The sequence below is a fragment of the Providencia sp. PROV024 genome, from assembly GCF_032709665.1.
GTDB lineage: Bacteria > Pseudomonadota > Gammaproteobacteria > Enterobacterales > Enterobacteriaceae > Providencia > Providencia huashanensis.
In genome coordinates, this window is the sequence record NZ_CP120545.1 from 3340477 (window position 1) to 3361067 (window position 20591).

Consider the following 20591-nt stretch of genomic DNA (forward strand, 5'->3'; position numbering starts at 1 on the left):
CAACGTGAAGTTGATTCTTATTAATACGCTAAATAGTTCGTGTTGTGGCTAGGCGCCGAACGCGGATAACTTGGGGAGCATACAAAAGTATGTGACCCAAGTAGCCAAGTGATGGCAACACCGCCACAGCGTGAAATTAACACTTATTAATACGCTAAATAGTTCGTATTGTGGCTAGGCACCGAAAGCGGATAACTCGGGGAGCATACAAAGGTATGTGACCCAAGTAGCCAAGTGATGGCAACACCGCCACAGCGTGAAATTAACACTTATTAATACGCTAAATAGTTCGCGTTGTGGCTAGGCGCCGAACGCGGATAACTCGGGGAGCATACAAAGGTATGTGACCCAAGTAGCCAAGTGATGGCAACACCGCCACAGCGTGAAATTAACACTTATTAATACGCTAAATAGTTCGTATTGTGGCTAGGCGCCGAAAGCGGATAACTTGGGGAGCATACAAAAGTATGTGACCCAAGTAGCCAAGTGATGGCAACACCGCCACAGCGTGAAATTAACACTTATTAATACGCTAAATAGTTCGTATTGTGGCTAGGCGCCGAAAGCGGATAACTCGGGGAGCATACAAAGGTATGTGACCCAAGTAGCCAAGTGATGGCAACACCGCCACAGCGTGAAATTAACACTTATTAATACGCTAAATAGTTCGCGTTGTGGCTAGGCGCCGAACGCGGATAACTTGGGGAGCATACAAAAGTATGTGACCCAAGTAGCCAAGTGATGGCAACACCGCCACAGCGCGAAATATGACGCGTATTATTTGCGACGCCACGTAGTGCCAGCCGCACCATCCTCCAACACCACCCCCATTGCAGTAAGTTCATCACGCGCCGCATCCGCTTGTGCCCAATCTTTATTCTGACGCGCATCTAAACGTTGTTGAATTAATGCCTCAATTTTTGCCACTTCTGCATCATCTTCAGTCTGTGCGCCACCTTTTAGGAAACTTTCTGGGTCTTGTTCTAACAAACCTAGAACACCGGCTAGCTCACGAAGTTGTGCCGCCATCCCATTGGCCGCTGACATATCTTCTGATTTCAAGCGGTTTACTTCACGTACCATATCAAACAATACAGAATAGGCTTCTGGAGTATTAAAATCGTCATTCATCGCTTCAATAAAACGAGCTTTAAATTCTTCACCGCCAGCTGGTACAGCTGATTTATCGGTGCCTCGTAATGCGGTATACATGCGCTCAAGTGCTGTACGAGCCTGCTTTAAATTTTCTTCGGTATAATTGAGTTGGCTACGATAATGACCAGATAACAAGAAATAACGTACCGTTTCTGCATCGTAATACTCAAGCACATCACGAATAGTAAAAAAGTTATTGAGAGATTTAGACATTTTCTCTCTATCAACCATCACCATCCCTGAGTGCATCCAATAATTAACATATGGGCCATCATGGGCACAGGTAGATTGTGCAATTTCGTTTTCATGGTGTGGGAACATTAAGTCAGAGCCCCCACCGTGAATATCAAAATGGTTACCTAACGTTTTGCTATTCATCGCGGAACATTCAATATGCCAGCCTGGGCGACCTAACCCCCAAGGTGACTCCCAACTAGGTTCACCTTGTTTGGACATTTTCCACAACACAAAATCCATTGGATTTCGTTTAACATCCGCAACTTCAACGCGTGCACCCGCTTGCAGTTGTTCTAAATCTTGGCGCGACAATAAGCCATAATTCGGGTCAGTTTTTACCTCAAACATGACATCGCCATTACCTGCAACATACGCGTGTCCACGTTCAATTAAACTTTGGGTTAATTCAATAATTTCACTAATATGGCGTGTTGCACGTGGCTCGCTGTCTGGGCGCAAGATATTTAAAGCATCGAAATCTTTATGCATTTCAGCCAGCATACGCGTTGTCAGCGCTTCAACGCTTTCATTATTTTCCGCCGCACGTTTAATGATTTTATCGTCAATATCAGTCACATTACGAACATAATTCAAGTCATAACCTAAATAACGTAAATAACGGCTAATTGCATCAAACGCTACAAATGTACGGCCATGACCGATATGACACAAGTCGTAGATAGTGATGCCACACACATACATCCCAATCTTACCTGCGTGGATGGGCTTAAACTCTTCTTTTTGACGACTTAGTGTATTAAAAATTTGCAGCATCTGAACTTTTCCATTTTATTTGAAAAATGATTATCGATTTCTATCGATAAAATATCATGTTATTGAACCCCGTTCACCTTAAGAATGCAAGGGTTTAACCGACCTTTACTATCGGTTTTTTCATTGTATTTAAGACGCACCTATTATGCTATAAAACAGCTACAATGCGTACTGCTGCTTCAAGTCAGGTTTTATCTGTGATATAAACTTGCTGATCTCAACGCTTTCGCAAGATAGCGCATAAAAAACAATTATTCAGGATAGCTATTATGGTTACATTTCATACCAATCACGGTGACATTGTTATCAAAACCTTTGACGATAAAGCCCCCGTCACAGTCGAAAACTTTTTAACTTATTGTCGTGAAGGTTTCTACAATAATACCATTTTCCATCGTGTTATTAATGGTTTCATGATCCAAGGTGGTGGTTTTGAGCCCGGCATGGAACAAAAAAACACTAAAGCTCCTATCAAAAATGAAGCTAACAACGGTGTCAAAAACAGCCGTGGTACATTAGCAATGGCTCGTACCAACGACCCACATTCTGCAACCGCACAATTTTTTATTAACGTTGTTGATAATGACTTCTTAAACTTCCGCTCAGAGCGCCCTGATGGCTGGGGTTACTGCGTATTTGCAGAGGTTGTTGAAGGCATGGACGTTGTCGACAAAATCAAAGGGGTATCGACTGGTCGCAGTGGGTTCCACCAAGACGTTCCTCGTGAAGATGTAATCATTGAGAAAGTGACAGTTAGCGAGTAAGCCTGAGCGCATGTCCACTTATATCATTGCAGATTTGCATTTGAGTGAAGATGAACCGGCGATCACCGCCGGTTTTATTAATTTTATTCAACAGCAAGCCATCCACGCCGATAGCCTGTATATCCTCGGTGATTTTTTTAATTATTGGGTGGGTGATGATGATCAAGGCCCGCTTCATCAACTTGTTGCTAACGAATTAAAAACACTGACAAGTCAGGGAGTCCCTTGCTATTTCATTCACGGAAATCGGGATTTTTTGATGGGTAAACGTTACGCCAAACAATGTGGCATGACTATTTTGCCCCAAGAAACATTGCTGGAACTTTATGGTAATCGCATTTTGATTTTACACGGTGATACTTTATGCACTGATGATGCCGCTTATCAAAACTACCGTAAAAAAGTCCATACTCCATGGGTTCAACGTATTTTTCTTGCACTTCCCTTATTTATTCGCCGCCGCATTGCCCAAAAAATGCGCCAAAATAGCCAGTATGCAAGCAGTATGAAAGCAGAATCCATCATGGATGTTAATCCTCAAGCGGTTATTGACGCACTAAAAAGGCACCAAGCCCAATGGATGATCCACGGTCATACCCACCGCCCTGCTATTCATGAAATCAATATTGGTGGTAAAGTTCATTTTCGTGGCGTGTTAGGTGCATGGCATCATGAAGGTTCTGCCTTTGTTATCAATCAACAAGGTATCGAACTCATTTTCTTCCCATTCGAATAACGCTTCTGCAACTTCTTGGTTGTAAACACAACTGATTGCCTATTTATTAATCACGCAAACGTTTTCCTTGCTGCTTTGTCGTGATATGATCGACACAATTCAATTCTCCGCCTTCGGGTGACGTTTTTTTCAATACAGGAAAGCACCAAATGACTGCCCAAGCTTCTGATCAATCTGCGGCAAAAATCGCCATTGTTATGGGTTCGAAAAGTGACTGGACAACCATGCAGCATGCTGCTGATGTGTTAACCGAGCTCCAACTCCCTTTTCATGTCGAAATAGTCTCAGCACACCGCACCCCAGACAAACTGTTTTCTTTCGCTGAAAATGCGAAAGAAAATGGCTTTGATGTGATTATTGCCGGTGCTGGCGGAGCCGCTCATTTACCGGGTATGTTAGCAGCGAAAACCTTAGTTCCTGTATTTGGCGTTCCTGTACAAAGTGCTGCACTCAGTGGCGTCGATAGCCTCTATTCTATCGTACAAATGCCCAAAGGGGTCCCCGTTGGGACCTTAGCTATAGGCAAAGCAGGCGCTGCCAATGCGGCTTTATTAGCCGCTCAAGTACTCGCAATCAGTGACTCCGTCGTTTTCAATCGCCTCGCTGCATGGCGTGCGACGCAAACTGATGATGTGTTAAACAACCCAGATCCGAGGGAAGCCTAATGAAGCCCGTCTGCGTTCTTGGTAATGGCCAATTAGGCCGAATGCTTCGCCAAGCGGGCGAGCCATTAGGTATCGCTGTTTTTCCTGTTGGCCTTGATGCGGAACCTGAGGCGGTTCCTTATCAACAAAGCGTGATCACTGCGGAAATTGAACGCTGGCCTGAAACCCCATTAACAAAAGAACTCGCACGTCATAACGCTTTTATTAATCGTGATATTTTTCCACGCCTAGCGGATAGGTTCCCACAAAAAAGCCTATTTGATAGCTTGCAGCTTGCAACGGCGCCTTGGGCACGGCTTGAGTCACCAGAACAATGGCCTGAGCTATTCGCTACGTTAGGGGACTTTCTCATCGTCAAGCGTAGAACTGGCGGTTACGATGGCCGAGGGCAATGGAGAGTGCGCCCCGGCGATGAAACTCAATTGCCCGCAGAAATTTATGGTGAGTGCATCGTTGAGCAAGGCATTCCCTTTGATGGCGAAGTGTCTGTGATTGGCGCACGCAACCAAGCAGGGGAGTCCGTTTTCTACCCAATCACCCATAACCTCCATCAAGAAGGGATCTTGCGTACCAGCGTCGCTTTCCCTAAATCTGCTACTCCATTACAAGCGCAAGCGCAGGCGATGTTAAGTGCAGTCATGGATGAATTAGGTTATATCGGTGTCATGGCAATGGAATGTTTCGTGGTTGGCGATAACTTACTTATCAATGAGATTGCCCCTCGCGTTCATAATAGTGGGCATTGGACTCAAAACGGTGCCTCCATTAGCCAATTCGAATTACATTTAAGGGCAATTTTAAACTTGCCGATGCCATCCCCTGAGGTTTATAGCCCTGCGGTTATGGTCAACCTTATTGGCACTAATATCAACCTTGACTGGCTTAAACTACCGCTTATTCACCTACACTGGTATGAAAAAGAAGTACGCCCTGCCCGTAAAGTTGGTCATTTAAATTTAGCCCATAATGATTACCAGCAACTTATTTCAACCCTTAATAGCCTAATTCCGCTTTTACCAAATGAGTACAAAAGTGGCATTGAGTGGGCAAATGCAAAATTAGACTGGCACTCTCAGCAATAAATAGCGAAAATAACGCTTAATCGATGCCCGAACATGTTTTCGGGCATTCTGCTATTTTTGGCCGTCACCCAATCAATACGTATCCTGGTTTCAAGGTGTGCGGCATTACCGGAGTTAATATGTCCTCGCAGCCTTTTAGTCCGCTTTATCAATGGTGCATTCTCATCCTTTTAGGGCTGGTTTACTTTTTAGCCACCGCAACAACCTTTACCTCTTTGGGTGTGGTACTACCGGAGATGATAAGCGAACTTAAATGGAGCTGGAGCGAAGCAGGCTTCGGTTTTACTTTACTCGGGTTAACCTGTGGTCTCGCCAGTTTTCTCCCTTCACTTCTTATCCGTAAAATGGGGGTACGCACCACTTTACTGTTGGGAACATTGGTCTTTATCACGGGTTTTTATAACTTATACTCCACACATACCATCAGTACTTATTTTCTTGGCACAGCACTAATTGGGATAGGTTTTACCCTACTGGCTACCGTTCCAGGGACTTATGTCCTCTCACGGTTATTTGAAAAACAATCTCTCGCCTTTGGGATGTATTTCACCATAGGCGGGTTAGGTGGCGTAGCAGGCCCATGGATCTACTTTTATGCCTCTAATCAGCTCGGCTCATGGCGTATGCATTGGGTACTTTGCGCCGTTTACCTGAGCATTGTTACTTTAATCACGATTTTTATGTTGCGCGAAGGCAAACAAGAACAAGCTCATGCAAAAAAAGTGATGCAAAAACAAGTGAGTGATGCCAATAAACCCATTTATCGTACTGCTGAAGTATGGACTGTCGGCAGAGCACTGCGTACATGGCAATTTTATTTAATTGCAGCAACCTACACCTCTTTTTTATGGTGTGGCATTACTGTCAACAGCTTTGCCGTGGCACATATTGAGGAACGCGGGTTTGGTATGACCGTTGCAGTTTCATTACTTAGTACAATGGCATTTGTTAATGCATTCTCAAGGTTTATTGGTGGAGCTGCTGGTGAATGGTTAGAACCTAAAAAACTATTAATTGGTAGTCTAATCATTATGGTACTTGGCGTGGTTTTCCTAAGCATTGCGACATCTTGGTTATGGCTCATTTTATTCGTACTGTGTGTCGGTGTTGGGTATGGTATGACCTTCCTTGCATCGAGTGTTCTGCTGTCTAACTATTTTGGTCGTGGCCCTTATTTAGAATTGTTTTCCGTGGTAAATTTAATTTCTACTATTGCCTGTTTGGCCCCTTTTATCGCTGGCGCAATAAAAGATTTTACAGGCAGCTTCACCCCAGCATTTTTAATTATTGCTGCCCCTGTTGTCGTTATTTTACTGCTAACATTGATGATGAAGCCCCCTGTACTCAATACTCAATAAAAAATCCCGAGACTCTAGCTCGGGAAAGATTAAAACCAAGGGAAAATAAGCTAAAAGACCAGATATTGGATCAACACATGCGTATCAGTTTATGCCACCCAACATCGTGTTAAAGTGGCATAAAATAAATTAAGGTTTTAGTAACTCAGGGACTTTCAGTAAAATAAATTCGTTGTCATCCGCTTTATTCGGGTCACGGCTCGATGAGAATGGGAAATTATTGTCATTCCCCACAATAATATGTTCATCATCCACAATATCCACATTTTCAATAGTAAAGAATGGGAAGGTAAATACGCCCTCGTTTAACGCTTTTCTTGCTTGGTTATTCGGGTCTTTAATCTGCATCAAATCTATATATGCTTGCTTATCGACCGCACCGCCTACATTTTTATCCGAGAACTCAATGCGATATACGCGTTTAAATTTCGCTAAATGACTAAAACAATTTTCAGTCTTACTACTACCCGCTGCACATGCCTTGTCAGCTGTCCCCTCGCCATTATCACGCTCAATAATTAAACCGTGGGTATCATCAATTAAATTGAAATCACCAATCGCATTTTGGTTATCTTCAAAGACATACAACCAACTTCTGCCTGTCCAACCTTGTTTCTTGACATCAAATTCCAAAATGCGACCGGCTCGCTTACCATCCACACTTTCATAGTCTTGCTTTTTATCGTCCCAAATTGCCCCTTCTAGCATCGGATATAATTTTGAGCCATCCGGTGATGATGCCATCCCTTCGAAACCTTTTGAGCGATTAACTTGAAAAGCCACTGTATCAGATGGTTTGCCTGGCGTTGTTACTTGGTAGTGATCTGGAGAAATCACTTTTTCCCCATTCACTTGGGTTTCAAACAATGCCAAGACTTTACCATCAAGGTCCATCTTGATTAAATAAGGGCCAAATTCATCACCTACCCATAACGCACCATCAGCAAACTGAAAGCTTTCTGGGTCGAAATCACTTCCCGTCAGATAACGTTCTTTTGAGTCTTCATTAATAATATGAAAAGGAATAATTTTATTTGGGTCATGGAAGAAAACGGTTTTCAATGGTGTCGTTTTACCTGATTTAAAATCAATATCATATTGCGTGATATATAACATAGAATCTGGTGAATTTACTTTGTTACCAAAGCCGTTATCAGTCAAAACCCAATAAGTACCATCAGCCATATGCTTGATACCTGAATGACCTTGCCGCGGTTGACCTTTAATTGGAATAGACATCCCTGTTGGTCGATCAGCAGATTTACCCTCGACTTTACCGAGAGTATCAACACGAGTCCCCGTAGTAAATTTACCGCTAACTTGTAAACCTGAAGGCGCATTGTGTGGCGCTGAAACCGTTGAATCAACAGGCAAAATAGAATGCCCAGCCAGCGTTGCTGGTACTTCCTGTTGAGCGAACCCTGAAATGCTAAAAGTAATTAAACTTGCCAACAAAGATAAAGAACCGAACTTACGCTTAATAGAATTGTTATATTGCATTGTTATATTTCCACTGTATGACCATCAATAATAGACAGCGGAATCATAACTATAGTGAATGACAATTTTGTGATGAATTAAAGACAGTTATTTGACTAGAGACACCAACAAACGGCCTGCTATGATTAAGGGCAAGCAAACAGCACTCATACTTGCCCCTTTATTTAAGTTAACCTTTAGCATTACAGACCGCCTAACGCTAAAAATCACCCTGTTAACTATTTGGTAGCCGCCTGTGCTGGTTTCCTGTTCCAACCAGACGCAGCCCCAGCCACCCGCCACAAATAGATAACAATAAGGCGGCACTTAAAGGGAGTAATACCCACATACGCCACTCGGGTTGCCATGGAAAATCAAATACTTTACTTTGCAGTAACCATAACGCGATTTCTGCGCCAAATGCAGCCGCAAGACCCGCCATTAAACCAAGTAAAGCAAATTCACTCCACAGTGTTCTTCGCATCAGTTTTTTACTTGCACCGAGGGTGCGATAAACAACCAACTCACGTTCGCGCTGGCTCATTCCCACTTGGATCTGCGCTAATAGCAACAGTATTCCACAGAAGATAACCAACACAACCATTACTTCAAGAGCTTGGCTGACTTGCTGAAGAATTTGCTGGATCTGTGTGATTATCGCCCCAGTATCAAGGACATTAATAGTTGGATACTGACGACTAAGTTGTGTCAATAACTGACCATCGCCTTCGTAATGGAAGCTACTTAGCCAAGTTGCTGGCATGGCCGATAACGTTTCTTCTGAAAAAATAAAATAGAAGTTTGGCCGTAAACTTTCCCAATCAACAGTACGAATACTGCTTACTGTTGCCGAAAACACCTGAGCACCTGCGTTAAAAGTAAGTTTATCGCCGATTTTTAAACCTAGCTCTTTAACCACCGTCTGTTCAATTGAAACTTCACCCGCTTTAGGTGGCCACGTCCCTTCATCCACTACATTCGCAGGGGCTAATTCCGATTGCCATGTTAAACTTAATTCACGCCTAACCGTATTATTATTGGGATCTCGCTCATCTGCCCATTCAATAGCAGATTGATCGTTAATATCCGTTAAGCGTGCAAGTACCACAGGGTTAAACTCTGTCGGTTTAACTTGGTACTGTGCAAGTAATTTTGTCACAGGCTCAAGCTGTGAGTGATTCATGTTGATCAAAAAATAATTAGGGCTATCCGCAGGAAGTTGCTGCTGCCAACGATCAAGAAGATCACCGCGCACTAAGATCAATAACGCCAATAACATAAACGATAATGAAAATGCACTCATCTGAGTAATCGTTTGTAGTGGTTGCCTTAGTAACCGGCTCACAGAAAGACGTAAGCTAAGCTGGCGGAATTTAATATGTCGAAGCCCCCATAGCCCTAGCCAACCAATTAAAGCCAATAAAATAGCAACAACCACAATCCCTGCTAGAATCGACCATAACAGTGGGTTTACCCCCGCAAAGATAAATAAACCACCAACAACAATGAATACTACGATAGGTAAATAATAATATAGTGGCCAAACAGGAGACTGAGCATCATCCCGTAATACCCTTGAAGGCTGAGTTGCCATAAGTTGGTAATAAGGCCGGCTACCAACAATAATAGCAATAATAAATAGGGTACCTACAGCCCAAACCCAAGGCATTAAGCTTGCTGATGGAAGTTCTTTCGGTAACATGGCCCCAAGGATTTGCATTAAAATGCCTTCAAAAGCCAACCCTAATAATGAGCCGAGTAGTGCCGCAGCAATTAAGATCACCAACCATTGGCCAATAATCCATTTCCGTAACGCATTTCGCCCTGCACCTAAGGTTTTAAGCACTGCTATTAACTGGTGACGGCTGCGACAATAATGGGTCATAGAAACCACTACCGCGGCAATGGCTAACAATAAGGTTAATAAAACTGACAGTAACAAGAACTGTTGCGCCCGCTGGAAGGTTTTTCCGACCGCCCCGTTATTCTCACTTAAAGTATACCAACGTTGGTCACTTCGGAGCTGTTGATCAAATTTTTGTTGAAAACTGCTGACCATGTCGGTATCACCAGCAAACATATCGCGATATGTTAAACGGCTCCCCAATTGAATTGCCCCTGTTAATGGTGCATCTTCAATCGCAATTAATACCCTTGGCGCTATTTGAAATGGGTTAAAACCGCTATCAGGTTCTTGGAGCAATTTACCTGAAATTTTAAGTGTGGCATCACCAATATCGAGGCTATCTCCAACTTTAAGTCCCAATAACTCAAGTAGCCGTGGTGCAACTAAAACCTGCCCTTGTCTAGGCTGTAAGCCTTCAGGTTCAGTTACTAACCCACCATAGAGTGGGTAAGCGTTATCTGCGGCTTTGACTAGTACCAGTTGCGGCCTTGCATCTTCATCTTCGGTTGCATATGCCATCGTCGAAAATGAAATCTGCTGGCTCAGCTGTAGCCCTGTATTTTTCGCTTCTTGCAACCATTTTGGGTCAGCGGGGTGTGAAGAACGTAAAACTAAATCACCAGCCAGTAACTCACGGCTTTGGTAACTCATACTATTTTCAATACGATCACTAATGCGCCCCAACGCTAATACGCAGGCAACAGCAAGCGTCAATGCAAGCCAAACAATAAGTAGCGATGGTGTTTTCCATTCACGCCAAAACCAACGCCAAATCATATTTCTTCCCTCAATTGCCCATCAACTAACCGTAAACGACGCTGGCAACGAGCGGCTAATTCGTTATCATGAGTGACTAAAATTAAGGTTGTGCCATGGTCTTTATTCATAGCAAATAATAAATCAGCAATTTTATCCCCAGTATGGCGGTCTAAATTCCCCGTTGGCTCATCTGCAAACAAAATTTTCGGGCGCCCATTAAAAGCGCGAGCTAATGCAACCCGTTGCTGCTCCCCTCCTGAAAGCTGAGCCGGCATATGATTAAGGCGTTTCCCTAGCCCTAATTCAGCCAGTAAATCAGCGGCTTGTTGGTAGCTTTTTGATTCAGATTCACCACGTAATAAGGCAGGTAGCTGCACGTTTTCAACCGCATTTAATGTTGGAATAAGCATAAAAGACTGGAAAACAAAACCGACACTTTCAGCACGTAAACGCGCACGTTGTTCTTCATCCATGCGGGTTAGCTCTTGCCCTAGTAAACTAACCGTGCCACTAGAACCATCATCTAAGCCTGCGATGATCCCCAATAGGGTCGATTTTCCAGATCCAGACTCGCCAATTAAAGCAATTGTTTGACCGGGCTCGACAATTAGCTCAACACCTTGCAATATAGTCAGTTCATGTTCACCTTGACCAACACGTTTAATGAGATGATGAACTTCAAGAATATTATTCGCCGACATATATTGGTTTTTCTCCTGTTACTAACCGCGAGTGGACACGCACTGGCGTCAACTAAGTTATTGATCTTAGGGGATAGCCTGAGTGCAGGCTACCGTTTACCGGCTGAGCAGGCTTGGGCCTCGCTACTTGCCGACCGTTGGCAGAAACTGTCACCGCCCATTGCAGTTATTAATGGCAGCATCAGTGGGAATACCTCAGCACAAGGGCTTGAACGCCTTTCTACCTTACTTACACAAAACAAACCAAACTGGGTTCTGATTGAATTAGGTGCCAATGATGGCTTACAAGGCCTCCCTGTTGAGGATCTCGAAACTAATTTACAGCAAATTATCGACCAAATAGAGCAATCTGGTGCAAAACCGCTCTTAATGCAAATTCGTATTCCACCCAATTATGGAAAACGTTATACAACAAGCTTTGAAAAAGTTTATCCCAAACTTGCTGAAAATAATAAAATACCTTTATTACCATTTTATATGGAAACGGTGATTACAAAGCCTGAATGGATACAACAAGATGGTATTCATCCTACAGTAGAAGCCCAACCATCAATTGCTGATTTTATGGAAAAGCAACTTTCTGCGCATATTTTACCGCCTAAGCAGTAAAATAATGGCTAAACTCAGAGTATAAAAGCCCTCTTTTATACTCGAAATAATTTAAATTGCATGGAATCAAGGTAAAGTTATGCAAACATCAGCACGAAACAAAAAATCAATCTTGGTTACCGGAGCATCGAGTGGTATTGGCTTTTGTGCTGCACAAACCCTACGCCAGCGTGGTTACCATGTTATTGCCGCTTGTCGAAAAGAAAGCGATATTTTACGCCTTCAAGCACTTGGCTATGACACGGTCTCCCTTGATCTTAATGATAACAATAGCATAGATGCTGCGGCACAAACTGTATTATCTCTCTGTAACCATCGGCTTTTCGGATTATTCAATAACGCAGGGTTTGGCGTATATGGGCCTTTAAGTAGCATTAGTCGCGAGCAACTCGAAGCGCAATTTTCCACCAATTTTTTTGGTGTCCACCAGCTTACCTTACAATTACTCCCTTCCATGCTAGAGCACCATGAAGGCCGAATAATTCAAACTAGCTCCGTAATGGGCATTATTTCGACCCCTGGCCGCGGGGCCTATGCAGCCAGTAAATATGCCCTTGAAGCTTGGTCAGATGCATTACGATTAGAGCTAAAAGGTAGCGGTGTATTTATCAGCTTAATTGAACCCGGCCCTATTCATACTGCATTTACCCAAAATGTCGAACAAACTCAAAAAGATAAACCCATTAAAAACCCAGGGATTGCTTCTCGCTTTACATTAACGCCAGAGCATGTGGTTGAGAAACTAATCCATGCTTTAGAAAGCCCACACCCCAAAGTACGCTATTCAGTCACATTATTAACCGTTGCCGTGCGTATACTTAAACGTATTCTACCCGACAAATTAATGGATAAAATACTGGCAAATCAGGGGAAAAAGGCTTGAAAAAAGCAAAATCAGCCCCACTCTACTATTAATGTTAAAAAAATTCTAAAGAGATACCTTATGTTTGCTAACGCTCAAATTATCGATATCAACGAAACTAACCTGCATCAAGTCATTGAACAATCAATGAACTTACCTGTCATGTTTTATTTTTGGTCCCCTCGCAGCCCACACTGCCAAGATTTTGGTACCCTGTTGGAAAAAATCACCAATGACTATGCAGGTTTATTTATTTTAGCTAAAGTTAATTGTGATGAAGAACAAATGATTGCAGGTCAATTTGGCTTAAAAGCAATCCCAACCGTCTATGTATTGCAAAATGGTCGCCCCGTCGATGGCTTTGAAGGGCCACAACCTGAAGAGGTTGTGCTAGAAATTTTATCTCGGGTACTCCCTAGCCCAGAAGAAATGAAAGCGGCACAAGCCGCGGAGCTAATCGCGGAAGGTAAAGCACAAGAAGCATTACCATTATTAAAAGAAGCTAACCAACTTAACCCTAAAAATAGTGACATCACACTATTATTGGCAGAAACACAAATTAGCTTAAACTTAGTTGATGATGCCCAAATCACCCTAAATAGTGTTCCATTACAAGATAAAGACAGCCGTTATCAAGGTTTAGTTGCTCAGATTGAATTGCTGAAACAAGCTGCAGATACCCCAGAAATTCAACAATTGCAGGATGAATTTAACCAAGAACCACAAAATACAAATTTAGCAGTACAATTGGCATTAAAACTCCATGAAGTGAACCGTAATGAAGAAGCACTGGAATTATTATTTGGCTTCTTACGTAAAGATTTGGGCGCTGGTGAAGGTGCCGTTAAAAAAACTATGATGGATATCATGTCAGCAATGGGTACTGGCGATGCGTTAGCAAGTAAATATCGCCGCCAAGTTTATTCATTACTTTATTAATTAAGAGGTCGATATGGACTTGTTCGCCTATGGTGCAATACCGATTATCATTTTTGTCGCTATCGTTATTGTTTTTACCTGTGTTAAAACAGTGCCTCAAGGTTTCCAATGGACTGTAGAGCGCTTTGGTCGTTACACCCGTACCTTACAACCAGGCTTACATATCATCGTGCCATTTATGGATAAAATAGGCCGTCGTATTAATATGATGGAACAAGTCCTTGATATCCCATCTCAAGAAGTCATTTCTCGGGATAACGCCAACGTCACTATCGATGCCGTGTGCTTTATTCAGGTCGTAGACCCTGTTCGTGCAGCTTATGAGGTCAGTAATCTAGAGTTATCCGTACTGAATTTAACCATGACCAATATTCGTACTGTATTAGGTTCAATGGAACTTGACGAAATGCTGTCTCAACGTGATTCTATCAATACTCGCTTATTACATGTCGTTGATGAAGCAACTAACCCTTGGGGGGTTAAAATCACCCGTATTGAAATTCGTGATGTCAAACCACCAAAAGAACTTATCAGCGCGATGAATGCACAAATGAAGGCTGAACGGACTAAGCGTGCTGATATTTTGGAAGCTGAAGGGGTTCGCCAAGCGGCTATTTTAAAAGCCGAAGGTGAAAAACAATCCCAAATCCTAAAAGCAGAAGGTGAACGCCAGTCTGCTTTCTTACAAGCAGAAGCGCGGGAAAGAGCCGCGGAAGCCGAAGCGAAAGCGACTCAAATGGTGTCCGATGCTATAGCCGCAGGGGATATGCAAGCGATTAACTATTTCGTTGCCCAGAAGTACACTGATGCGCTAACCAGTATTGGTTCCGCTGAAAATAGCAAAGTGATTATGATGCCATTAGAAGCTAGCAATCTAATGGGAGCAATCGGCGGAATTACAGAGCTAATCGGCGAAAGTAAAAAAGCCAACAATACCAAAAAACAGGTCGCAGAATGATAGAGCTTATCAGTGCTCAGCCGGCATGGTTTTGGCTGTGTCTTGGTGGGCTATTGCTAATTGCCGAACTACTTGGTACTGGCGGCTATCTACTATGGTCAGGAATTGCCGCTGTTGCCGTCGGGTTACTCACTTGGTTACTGCCATTTCTTGGTTGGGAATGGCAAGGAATTTTATTCGCCGTATTAACGGTTGTGTCTGCCGTTTTATGGCGTAAGTGGTTAAGTGGGCGAAAGAAAACGACTGCCGATGACGTCAATCAAATTAGTCACCAACTGGTTGGCTTCAAAGCACGTTTATTAACCGATACTGAAGAGGGCTATAGCCGCATACGCCTTGCCGATGGCAGTTGGCGTGTTTATAGCGACGTCCCTCTTTCTGTAAACACTGAAGTGGTCGTCGTTGCCGTTGATGGTATCACTTTGAAAGTTAAGCCTTCTGATGGTGACAACAACTACGCGCCAAATGGTCAATAATTGGGCAGTCAGCACCATCATCCCCGGGGCACACATCGACAAGCTCTTGTAATGTATCTCGAATAGCAGACAATTTTACGATTGTCTGCTCTATTTCATTTATCTTAGCAATAGTTGTGCTTTTTACATCCGCACTATGTCTGCTGGGGTTACGGAATAACCCTAACAGCTCGCCACATTCATCCAGTGTAAAGCCAACGTCTTTTGCTTGTTTAAGTAACACAAGTTCATTCAAGTGCCTCTCTTGATAATAGCGGTAGCTATTCTCCCCCCTTTCTGGTGGAGTAATTAGCCCTTTCTCTTCATAAAAACGAATCGCTTTTGCAGTTAGGCCAGTTTTTTTGGCAATTTCACTAATATTCATAATTCCTCTTGACCTTAACCTTGCTGGAAGGTGTAACCTTTGCATATCGACGAATTATAGACCAAATTAAAGATAAAATTATAGACCCATTTACTAAAAGGGTTTGGAGGCTGGAAAATGAGTAATAAAGTTATATTGAAATTACAAGGGCTAAGCTGCATGCATTGCGTCAGTTCAGTCACTAAAGCATTGGAAAGTCGTGATGATGTGGCTAACCTTAAAGTTACCATCGACTATGCTGTTTTTGACAGTGATACCGATGCAACTGATTTTATTCCTACAATCACCGACGCTGGCTATGAAGCTACAGTCGCAACAACCCCTGACGTACAATTACAGCTTTCCGGTCTAAACTGCATGAAATGTGCAGCTAAAACCCAGCAATCACTTGAATCCGTTGATGGTGTTGCCGTCGCAATTGTTGATACCACGCATGCAAAAGTCTATGGAACCGCTGATCCACAAACTTTAATTAGCGCGGTTCAGCAAGCCGGTTATCATGCGGAGCTTGCACTACCTAATACAACAACACTAGCTCTTTCTGGCTTAAGTTGCATGAAATGTGCAGCGAAAACGCAACAAGCTTTAGAAGCCGTTGAGGGGGTTGAACGTGCTGAAGTTGATACTAAATCGGCTGTTGTTCACGGTCATGCTTCCGTTGATGCACTAATTAGTGCAATTGAAGGGGCAGGATATCAAGCATCCCTCAGTCAAGAAGGTTCTGAATCCCCAAAAACTGAGCCGCTGACGATAGAAACTGAACAGCCGGAAGCTGATTCAGCGGCAATATGTGATATTCCGGCACAGCAGTCTGATTTAGATGAACAACCTAACATAACACCAACCGATGACAGTGTTCAATTATTATTAGACGGGATGACTTGTGCCAGTTGTGTCAGTAAAGTGCAAAAAGCATTAAATAGCGTCCCAGGTGTTGAGAATGCACGTGTAAATTTAGCTGAACGCAGTGCGTTAGTTACAGGAACCGCAGTCCCTGAAGACCTGATTAACGCCGTCATAAAAGCCGGTTATGGCGCTGAAATTATTCAAGATGAAGCAAAACGCCGCGAACGACAGCAAGAAGTGGCGCAGGGAAATATGCGTCGTTTTCGCTGGCAATCAGCGTTAGCACTCGCTCTTGGTATCCCAGTGATGGTCTGGGGGATGATGGGCGATAATATGGTGCTCACTGAGCAAAACCATACTATTTGGCTAACCATTGGTCTGTTAACCCTTGCCGTCATGGTGTTTGCAGGCGGCCACTTTTACCGTAATGCATGGCAAAGCCTAAAAAATGGCAGTGCCACAATGGATACCCTAGTTGCACTAGGAACAGGTGCAGCTTGGCTTTACTCTATCGTCGTCAATATTTGGCCAGAGTGGTTTCCTGATCAGGCAAGGCACCTTTATTACGAAGCCAGTGCAATGATTATCGGTCTGATTAACCTAGGCCATGCGCTAGAGCAACGTGCTCGTCAGCGTTCATCAAAAGCTCTCGAAAGGCTATTGGATTTAACGCCCCCCACTGCCCGTGTCGTCACAGAGCAAGGCGAAGTCGATATGCCATTAGAGCAGGTGACAAAAGGGATGGTGTTACGCTTAGCGACGGGCGACCGCGTACCTGTCGATGGTGAAATCATTGAAGGAGAAGTCTGGCTAGATGAAGCAATGCTAACTGGTGAGCCAATCCCTCAGCAAAAAAGCAAGGGTGACCAAGTCCATGCAGGTACTGTAGTTCAGGATGGAACTGTGCTATTTCGCGCAGCAGCTGTGGGGAGTCAAACTACCTTAGCTCGTATTATTTATCTTGTTCGCCAAGCACAAAGCAGCAAACCACAAATCGGCCAACTTGCTGACCGTATTTCTGCGGTGTTTGTACCTATCGTCGTGGCTATTGCTTTGATTTCAGGTGCCATCTGGTACTTTGTTGGCCCTGCCCCACAAATTACCTATGCACTGGTCATTACCACCACGGTACTTATTATTGCTTGTCCTTGTGCCTTAGGTTTAGCGACGCCTATGTCCATTATTTCAGGCGTAGGTCGAGCTGCTGAATTTGGTGTCTTAGTGCGTGATGCAGATGCGTTACAACAAGCCAGTGAATTAGATACCATAGTATTCGATAAGACAGGTACATTGACTGAGGGTATGCCACAAGTTACCGATATCCATGTATTTAATGGTTATGAACAAGATACCGCCTTACAACTGGCGGCCTCATTGGAAAATGGTTCTAATCACCCATTAGCACGTGCGGTATTAGCCCGAGCAAAAGGCTTAACATTACCAACCAATGAACAATTTAGGACTCTCGCAGGCCTTGGTGTCAGCGCCATCATTAATGGGCAAACCATTTTATTAGGCAACCAAAAGCTGTTAACACAAAATAATATCGACACCCGCGATATTGAAGAGACATTGCATCAACAAGCAACTCAAGGTGTAACACCTGTCATGTTAGCGGTGGATGGCAAAGTCGCTGCACTATTATCTATCCGTGACCCATTACGTGAAGACAGCATAAGTGCGCTGTCGCGTTTACATAAACAAGGTTTCCGTTTAGTCATGTTAACCGGAGACAACCCAGTAACCGCCAATGCGATAGCCAAAGAAGCGGGTATTGATGAAGTTATCGCCGGCGTAATGCCTGACGGTAAATCAGCAGCAATCGAAGCCTTGCAAGCCAAAGGCCACAAAGTGGCGATGGTCGGTGATGGTATCAATGATGCCCCTGCTCTAGCCCGAGCTGACGTTGGTATTGCGATGGGTGGCGGTAGTGATATCGCGATTGAGACCGCATCCATTACCTTAATGCGCCAAAGCTTACATGGCGTTGCCGATGCAGTGTCTATTTCAAAAGGAACACTGCGTAACATGAAACAAAACCTGTTTGGTGCCTTTGTTTATAACACATTAGGCATTCCAATCGCGGCGGGTATTTTATACCCAATTACGGGGACTTTACTTAACCCTGTCGTTGCAGGTGCAGCAATGGCCTTATCATCCATTACCGTGGTCAGTAACGCCAACCGCTTATTACGCTTTAAACCTGAGAAATAACCCTGTAAGGAGAGGAAATTGATTTCCTCTCCTTTTATCCATTCTCACAGAAAATGCTTTATGCAGTAAAATCTTATTATCTTATATGTTATTAATTGAAAGCGAAGTCTATAATGTTAAATATCCCGTTATTTAATATTTGGAGTACAAAATGCTTAATATTGATAGTGATAAGCTCGCAAAACTCGCTAGTGAAGAGTTTAAAAAACAGCGCACCATTTTGTTAATATTATCTTTTTTACTATTAGCAGGTGGGATTTTTTGTATTATTAACCCAATGATATCTGGTATCGCCGTCAGTACAGTACTAGGTGTTTTGCTTATTATTGGTGGTATTGGCGCAATTGTGAGCATCTTAAGCACCGTTATTTACACGGGGTGGTCACGCTTATTTGGCTTTATTATTGGGCTAATCTATATCATTGTTGGCTATTCCTTTATCAAAGACCCGCTCCAAAGTCTAATTGCTCTCGCCATTTTTGTAGCCGCTCTTTTTATTATTGGTGGTGTTATTCGGCTATATGTTGGCTTCCAACAAATCAGCTCCGCTAGCGGTTGGTTGCAAATTATTATTGGTCTTTTAGATTTCTTTATCGCCTATTTACTCATCGGAAACGGCCCAATTACGTCAATCACTTTACTAACAACATTAATTGGTATTGAAATGGTATTTAGTTCCTTTAGCTTATTTACGTTGTTAAGCGTGTTTAAAAATATCAATAAGCAAAGTTAATCACTGATAATGCCTCTATTATAGAGGCATTATTTCCTCGGTTTTATCCACCCTTTATTTAATCACTTTTAATGACAAACACACTAAAAATGCGCAATTGACGTTCAACATTCGCAAAATGATCAAAGATTGTTTAACCTAGTTGTCTAACTAAGAATTGGGTAGGGAACATGGGAAAACTTATCGAAAATTTAAAAAATTGGCTCCATATGGAAACTGCGCCAGTCTATCCTTATCCCGCCATTGATGTTCGACTATCAAAGCACCTCAAACTGCACATAGTGGGCAGTATTCATATGGGAACAGAAAATATGTTTCCCTTATCTAGCGTACTATTAGACAAACTTAACCAAGCAGATGCATTGATTGTTGAAGCGGATATTACTGATACCCACTCACCTTTTTCTGACGGTAATACTGAGCTACCTCCAGTCCAACAGCGGTTAACTGATAAAGAGTTCAGTCTTTTCTTACAGTCTTGCCAAGAAATACACCAATCACCTGAACGCTTTGACGCACTACCTTCATGGCAAATCGCATTGATCTTACAAGCAACACAAGCCCAAGAACTGGGTTTGCGCGGTCATTATGGCATAGACTATCAATTACTCCGCAGTGCCCAATCGCAGAATAAACCTATTATCGAGCTTGAGGGAACCCATTCCCAAGTTGAATTGTTGCTTTCCTTGCCTAATAATGGGCTTACGTTATTACAAGACTCACTGGTTCACTGGCGAGAAAACGCACGTTTACTGCAAACCATGATAGGTTGGTGGCTAGATTACCAACCCAATAATCGAACGATTCTCCCAAATACCTTTAGCGAAGGGACATATCAAGTATTAATGAATCAACGTAATGCAGATTGGGGAAAGAAGCTCAAAGCGCTCCCTGATGGAAATTATGTTGTCGCCGTGGGCGCATTGCATTTATTTGGTGAAAATAGTCTTGTTGAATATTTGCGTTAGTAAGTC

Annotated in this window: 18 protein-coding genes; 13 read left to right on the forward strand and 5 right to left on the reverse strand. The window is 43.1% G+C overall.

The genetic code is table 11. The annotated features are described in order from the left end of the window. Positions 1–777 precede the first annotated feature (777 nt). Complete coding sequence (cysS, locus tag P3L56_RS15540; protein WP_129466312.1) at positions 778–2166, reverse strand: cysteine--tRNA ligase; 1389 nt, start codon at positions 2164–2166, stop codon at positions 778–780. A gap of 269 nt (positions 2167–2435) precedes the next feature. Here cysS and ppiB point away from each other — a divergent pair, with 269 nt between their 5' ends. From ppiB to P3L56_RS15565, 5 genes are all read left to right on the forward strand, one after another. Then, positions 2436–2930, forward strand: coding sequence for a peptidylprolyl isomerase B (ppiB, locus tag P3L56_RS15545; protein ID WP_042848090.1), 495 nt, complete (start codon positions 2436–2438; stop codon positions 2928–2930). Between the two features lie 10 nt (positions 2931–2940). Then, a complete protein-coding gene (gene lpxH, locus P3L56_RS15550) occupies positions 2941–3666 on the forward strand; it encodes a UDP-2,3-diacylglucosamine diphosphatase (protein WP_042848091.1) in 726 nt (241 codons plus the stop codon). 149 nt (positions 3667–3815) lie between these two features. After that, a complete protein-coding gene (gene purE / locus P3L56_RS15555) occupies positions 3816–4331 on the forward strand; it encodes a 5-(carboxyamino)imidazole ribonucleotide mutase (protein WP_048608054.1) in 516 nt (171 codons plus the stop codon). Beyond that, the gene (purK, locus tag P3L56_RS15560) at positions 4331–5413 is read left to right on the forward strand and encodes a 5-(carboxyamino)imidazole ribonucleotide synthase (protein WP_042848094.1); all 1083 of its coding nucleotides are present in this window, start codon (positions 4331–4333) and stop codon (positions 5411–5413) included. Before purE ends, purK begins: the two co-directional genes overlap by 1 nt. 119 nt (positions 5414–5532) lie before the next feature. Continuing rightward, entirely contained in the window at positions 5533–6771 is a 1239-nt protein-coding gene (locus tag P3L56_RS15565; protein WP_129466313.1) for a CynX/NimT family MFS transporter, read from the forward strand. Between the two features lie 129 nt (positions 6772–6900). Here P3L56_RS15565 and P3L56_RS15570 read toward each other — a convergent pair whose 3' ends face one another. From P3L56_RS15570 to ybbA, 3 genes are all read right to left on the reverse strand, one after another. Further along, a complete protein-coding gene (locus P3L56_RS15570) occupies positions 6901–8271 on the reverse strand; it encodes an esterase-like activity of phytase family protein (protein WP_198860852.1) in 1371 nt (456 codons plus the stop codon). A 214-nt stretch (positions 8272–8485) separates the two neighbouring features. Next, positions 8486–10933, reverse strand: a complete 2448-nt coding sequence (ybbP, locus tag P3L56_RS15575; protein WP_048608057.1) for a putative ABC transporter permease subunit YbbP — start codon at positions 10931–10933, stop codon at positions 8486–8488. Next, entirely contained in the window at positions 10930–11616 is a 687-nt protein-coding gene (gene ybbA, locus P3L56_RS15580) for a putative ABC transporter ATP-binding protein YbbA (protein WP_042848102.1), read from the reverse strand. The genes ybbP and ybbA overlap by 4 nt, the downstream gene beginning before the upstream one ends. On the opposite strand from ybbA, the gene tesA reads away from it, so the two are divergent. From tesA to P3L56_RS15605, 5 genes are all read left to right on the forward strand, one after another. Continuing rightward, complete coding sequence (gene tesA, locus P3L56_RS15585) at positions 11584–12225, forward strand: multifunctional acyl-CoA thioesterase I/protease I/lysophospholipase L1 (protein ID WP_042848104.1); 642 nt, start codon at positions 11584–11586, stop codon at positions 12223–12225. The genes ybbA and tesA overlap by 33 nt on opposite strands. A gap of 79 nt (positions 12226–12304) precedes the next feature. Continuing rightward, positions 12305–13108 carry an SDR family oxidoreductase gene (locus P3L56_RS15590; protein WP_210831551.1) on the forward strand — a complete coding sequence of 268 codons (804 nt, stop codon included), beginning with the start codon at positions 12305–12307 and terminating at the stop codon, positions 13106–13108. 60 nt (positions 13109–13168) lie between these two features. Next, on the forward strand, positions 13169–14026 hold the full coding sequence (locus P3L56_RS15595; RefSeq protein WP_042848109.1) for a co-chaperone YbbN: 858 nt from the start codon (positions 13169–13171) through the stop codon (positions 14024–14026). Between the two features lie 13 nt (positions 14027–14039). Then, complete coding sequence (locus P3L56_RS15600) at positions 14040–14984, forward strand: SPFH domain-containing protein (protein ID WP_042848111.1); 945 nt, start codon at positions 14040–14042, stop codon at positions 14982–14984. Then, complete coding sequence (locus P3L56_RS15605; protein ID WP_129466316.1) at positions 14981–15460, forward strand: NfeD family protein; 480 nt, start codon at positions 14981–14983, stop codon at positions 15458–15460. The genes P3L56_RS15600 and P3L56_RS15605 overlap by 4 nt, the downstream gene beginning before the upstream one ends. On the opposite strand, the gene cueR is transcribed toward P3L56_RS15605, so the two are convergent. Beyond that, the gene (gene cueR / locus P3L56_RS15610) at positions 15414–15824 is read right to left on the reverse strand and encodes a Cu(I)-responsive transcriptional regulator (protein ID WP_129466317.1); all 411 of its coding nucleotides are present in this window, start codon (positions 15822–15824) and stop codon (positions 15414–15416) included. The genes P3L56_RS15605 and cueR overlap by 47 nt on opposite strands. A 117-nt stretch (positions 15825–15941) precedes the next feature. Here cueR and copA point away from each other — a divergent pair, with 117 nt between their 5' ends. From copA to P3L56_RS15625, 3 genes are all read left to right on the forward strand, one after another. Beyond that, entirely contained in the window at positions 15942–18884 is a 2943-nt protein-coding gene (gene copA / locus P3L56_RS15615) for a copper-exporting P-type ATPase CopA (RefSeq protein WP_210831550.1), read from the forward strand. Positions 18885–19035: 151 nt separating this feature from the next. Beyond that, the gene (locus P3L56_RS15620) at positions 19036–19617 is read left to right on the forward strand and encodes an HdeD family acid-resistance protein (RefSeq protein WP_210831549.1); all 582 of its coding nucleotides are present in this window, start codon (positions 19036–19038) and stop codon (positions 19615–19617) included. A 170-nt stretch (positions 19618–19787) separates the two neighbouring features. Beyond that, positions 19788–20585, forward strand: coding sequence for a TraB/GumN family protein (locus tag P3L56_RS15625; RefSeq protein WP_048608060.1), 798 nt, complete (start codon positions 19788–19790; stop codon positions 20583–20585). Positions 20586–20591 lie beyond the last annotated feature (6 nt).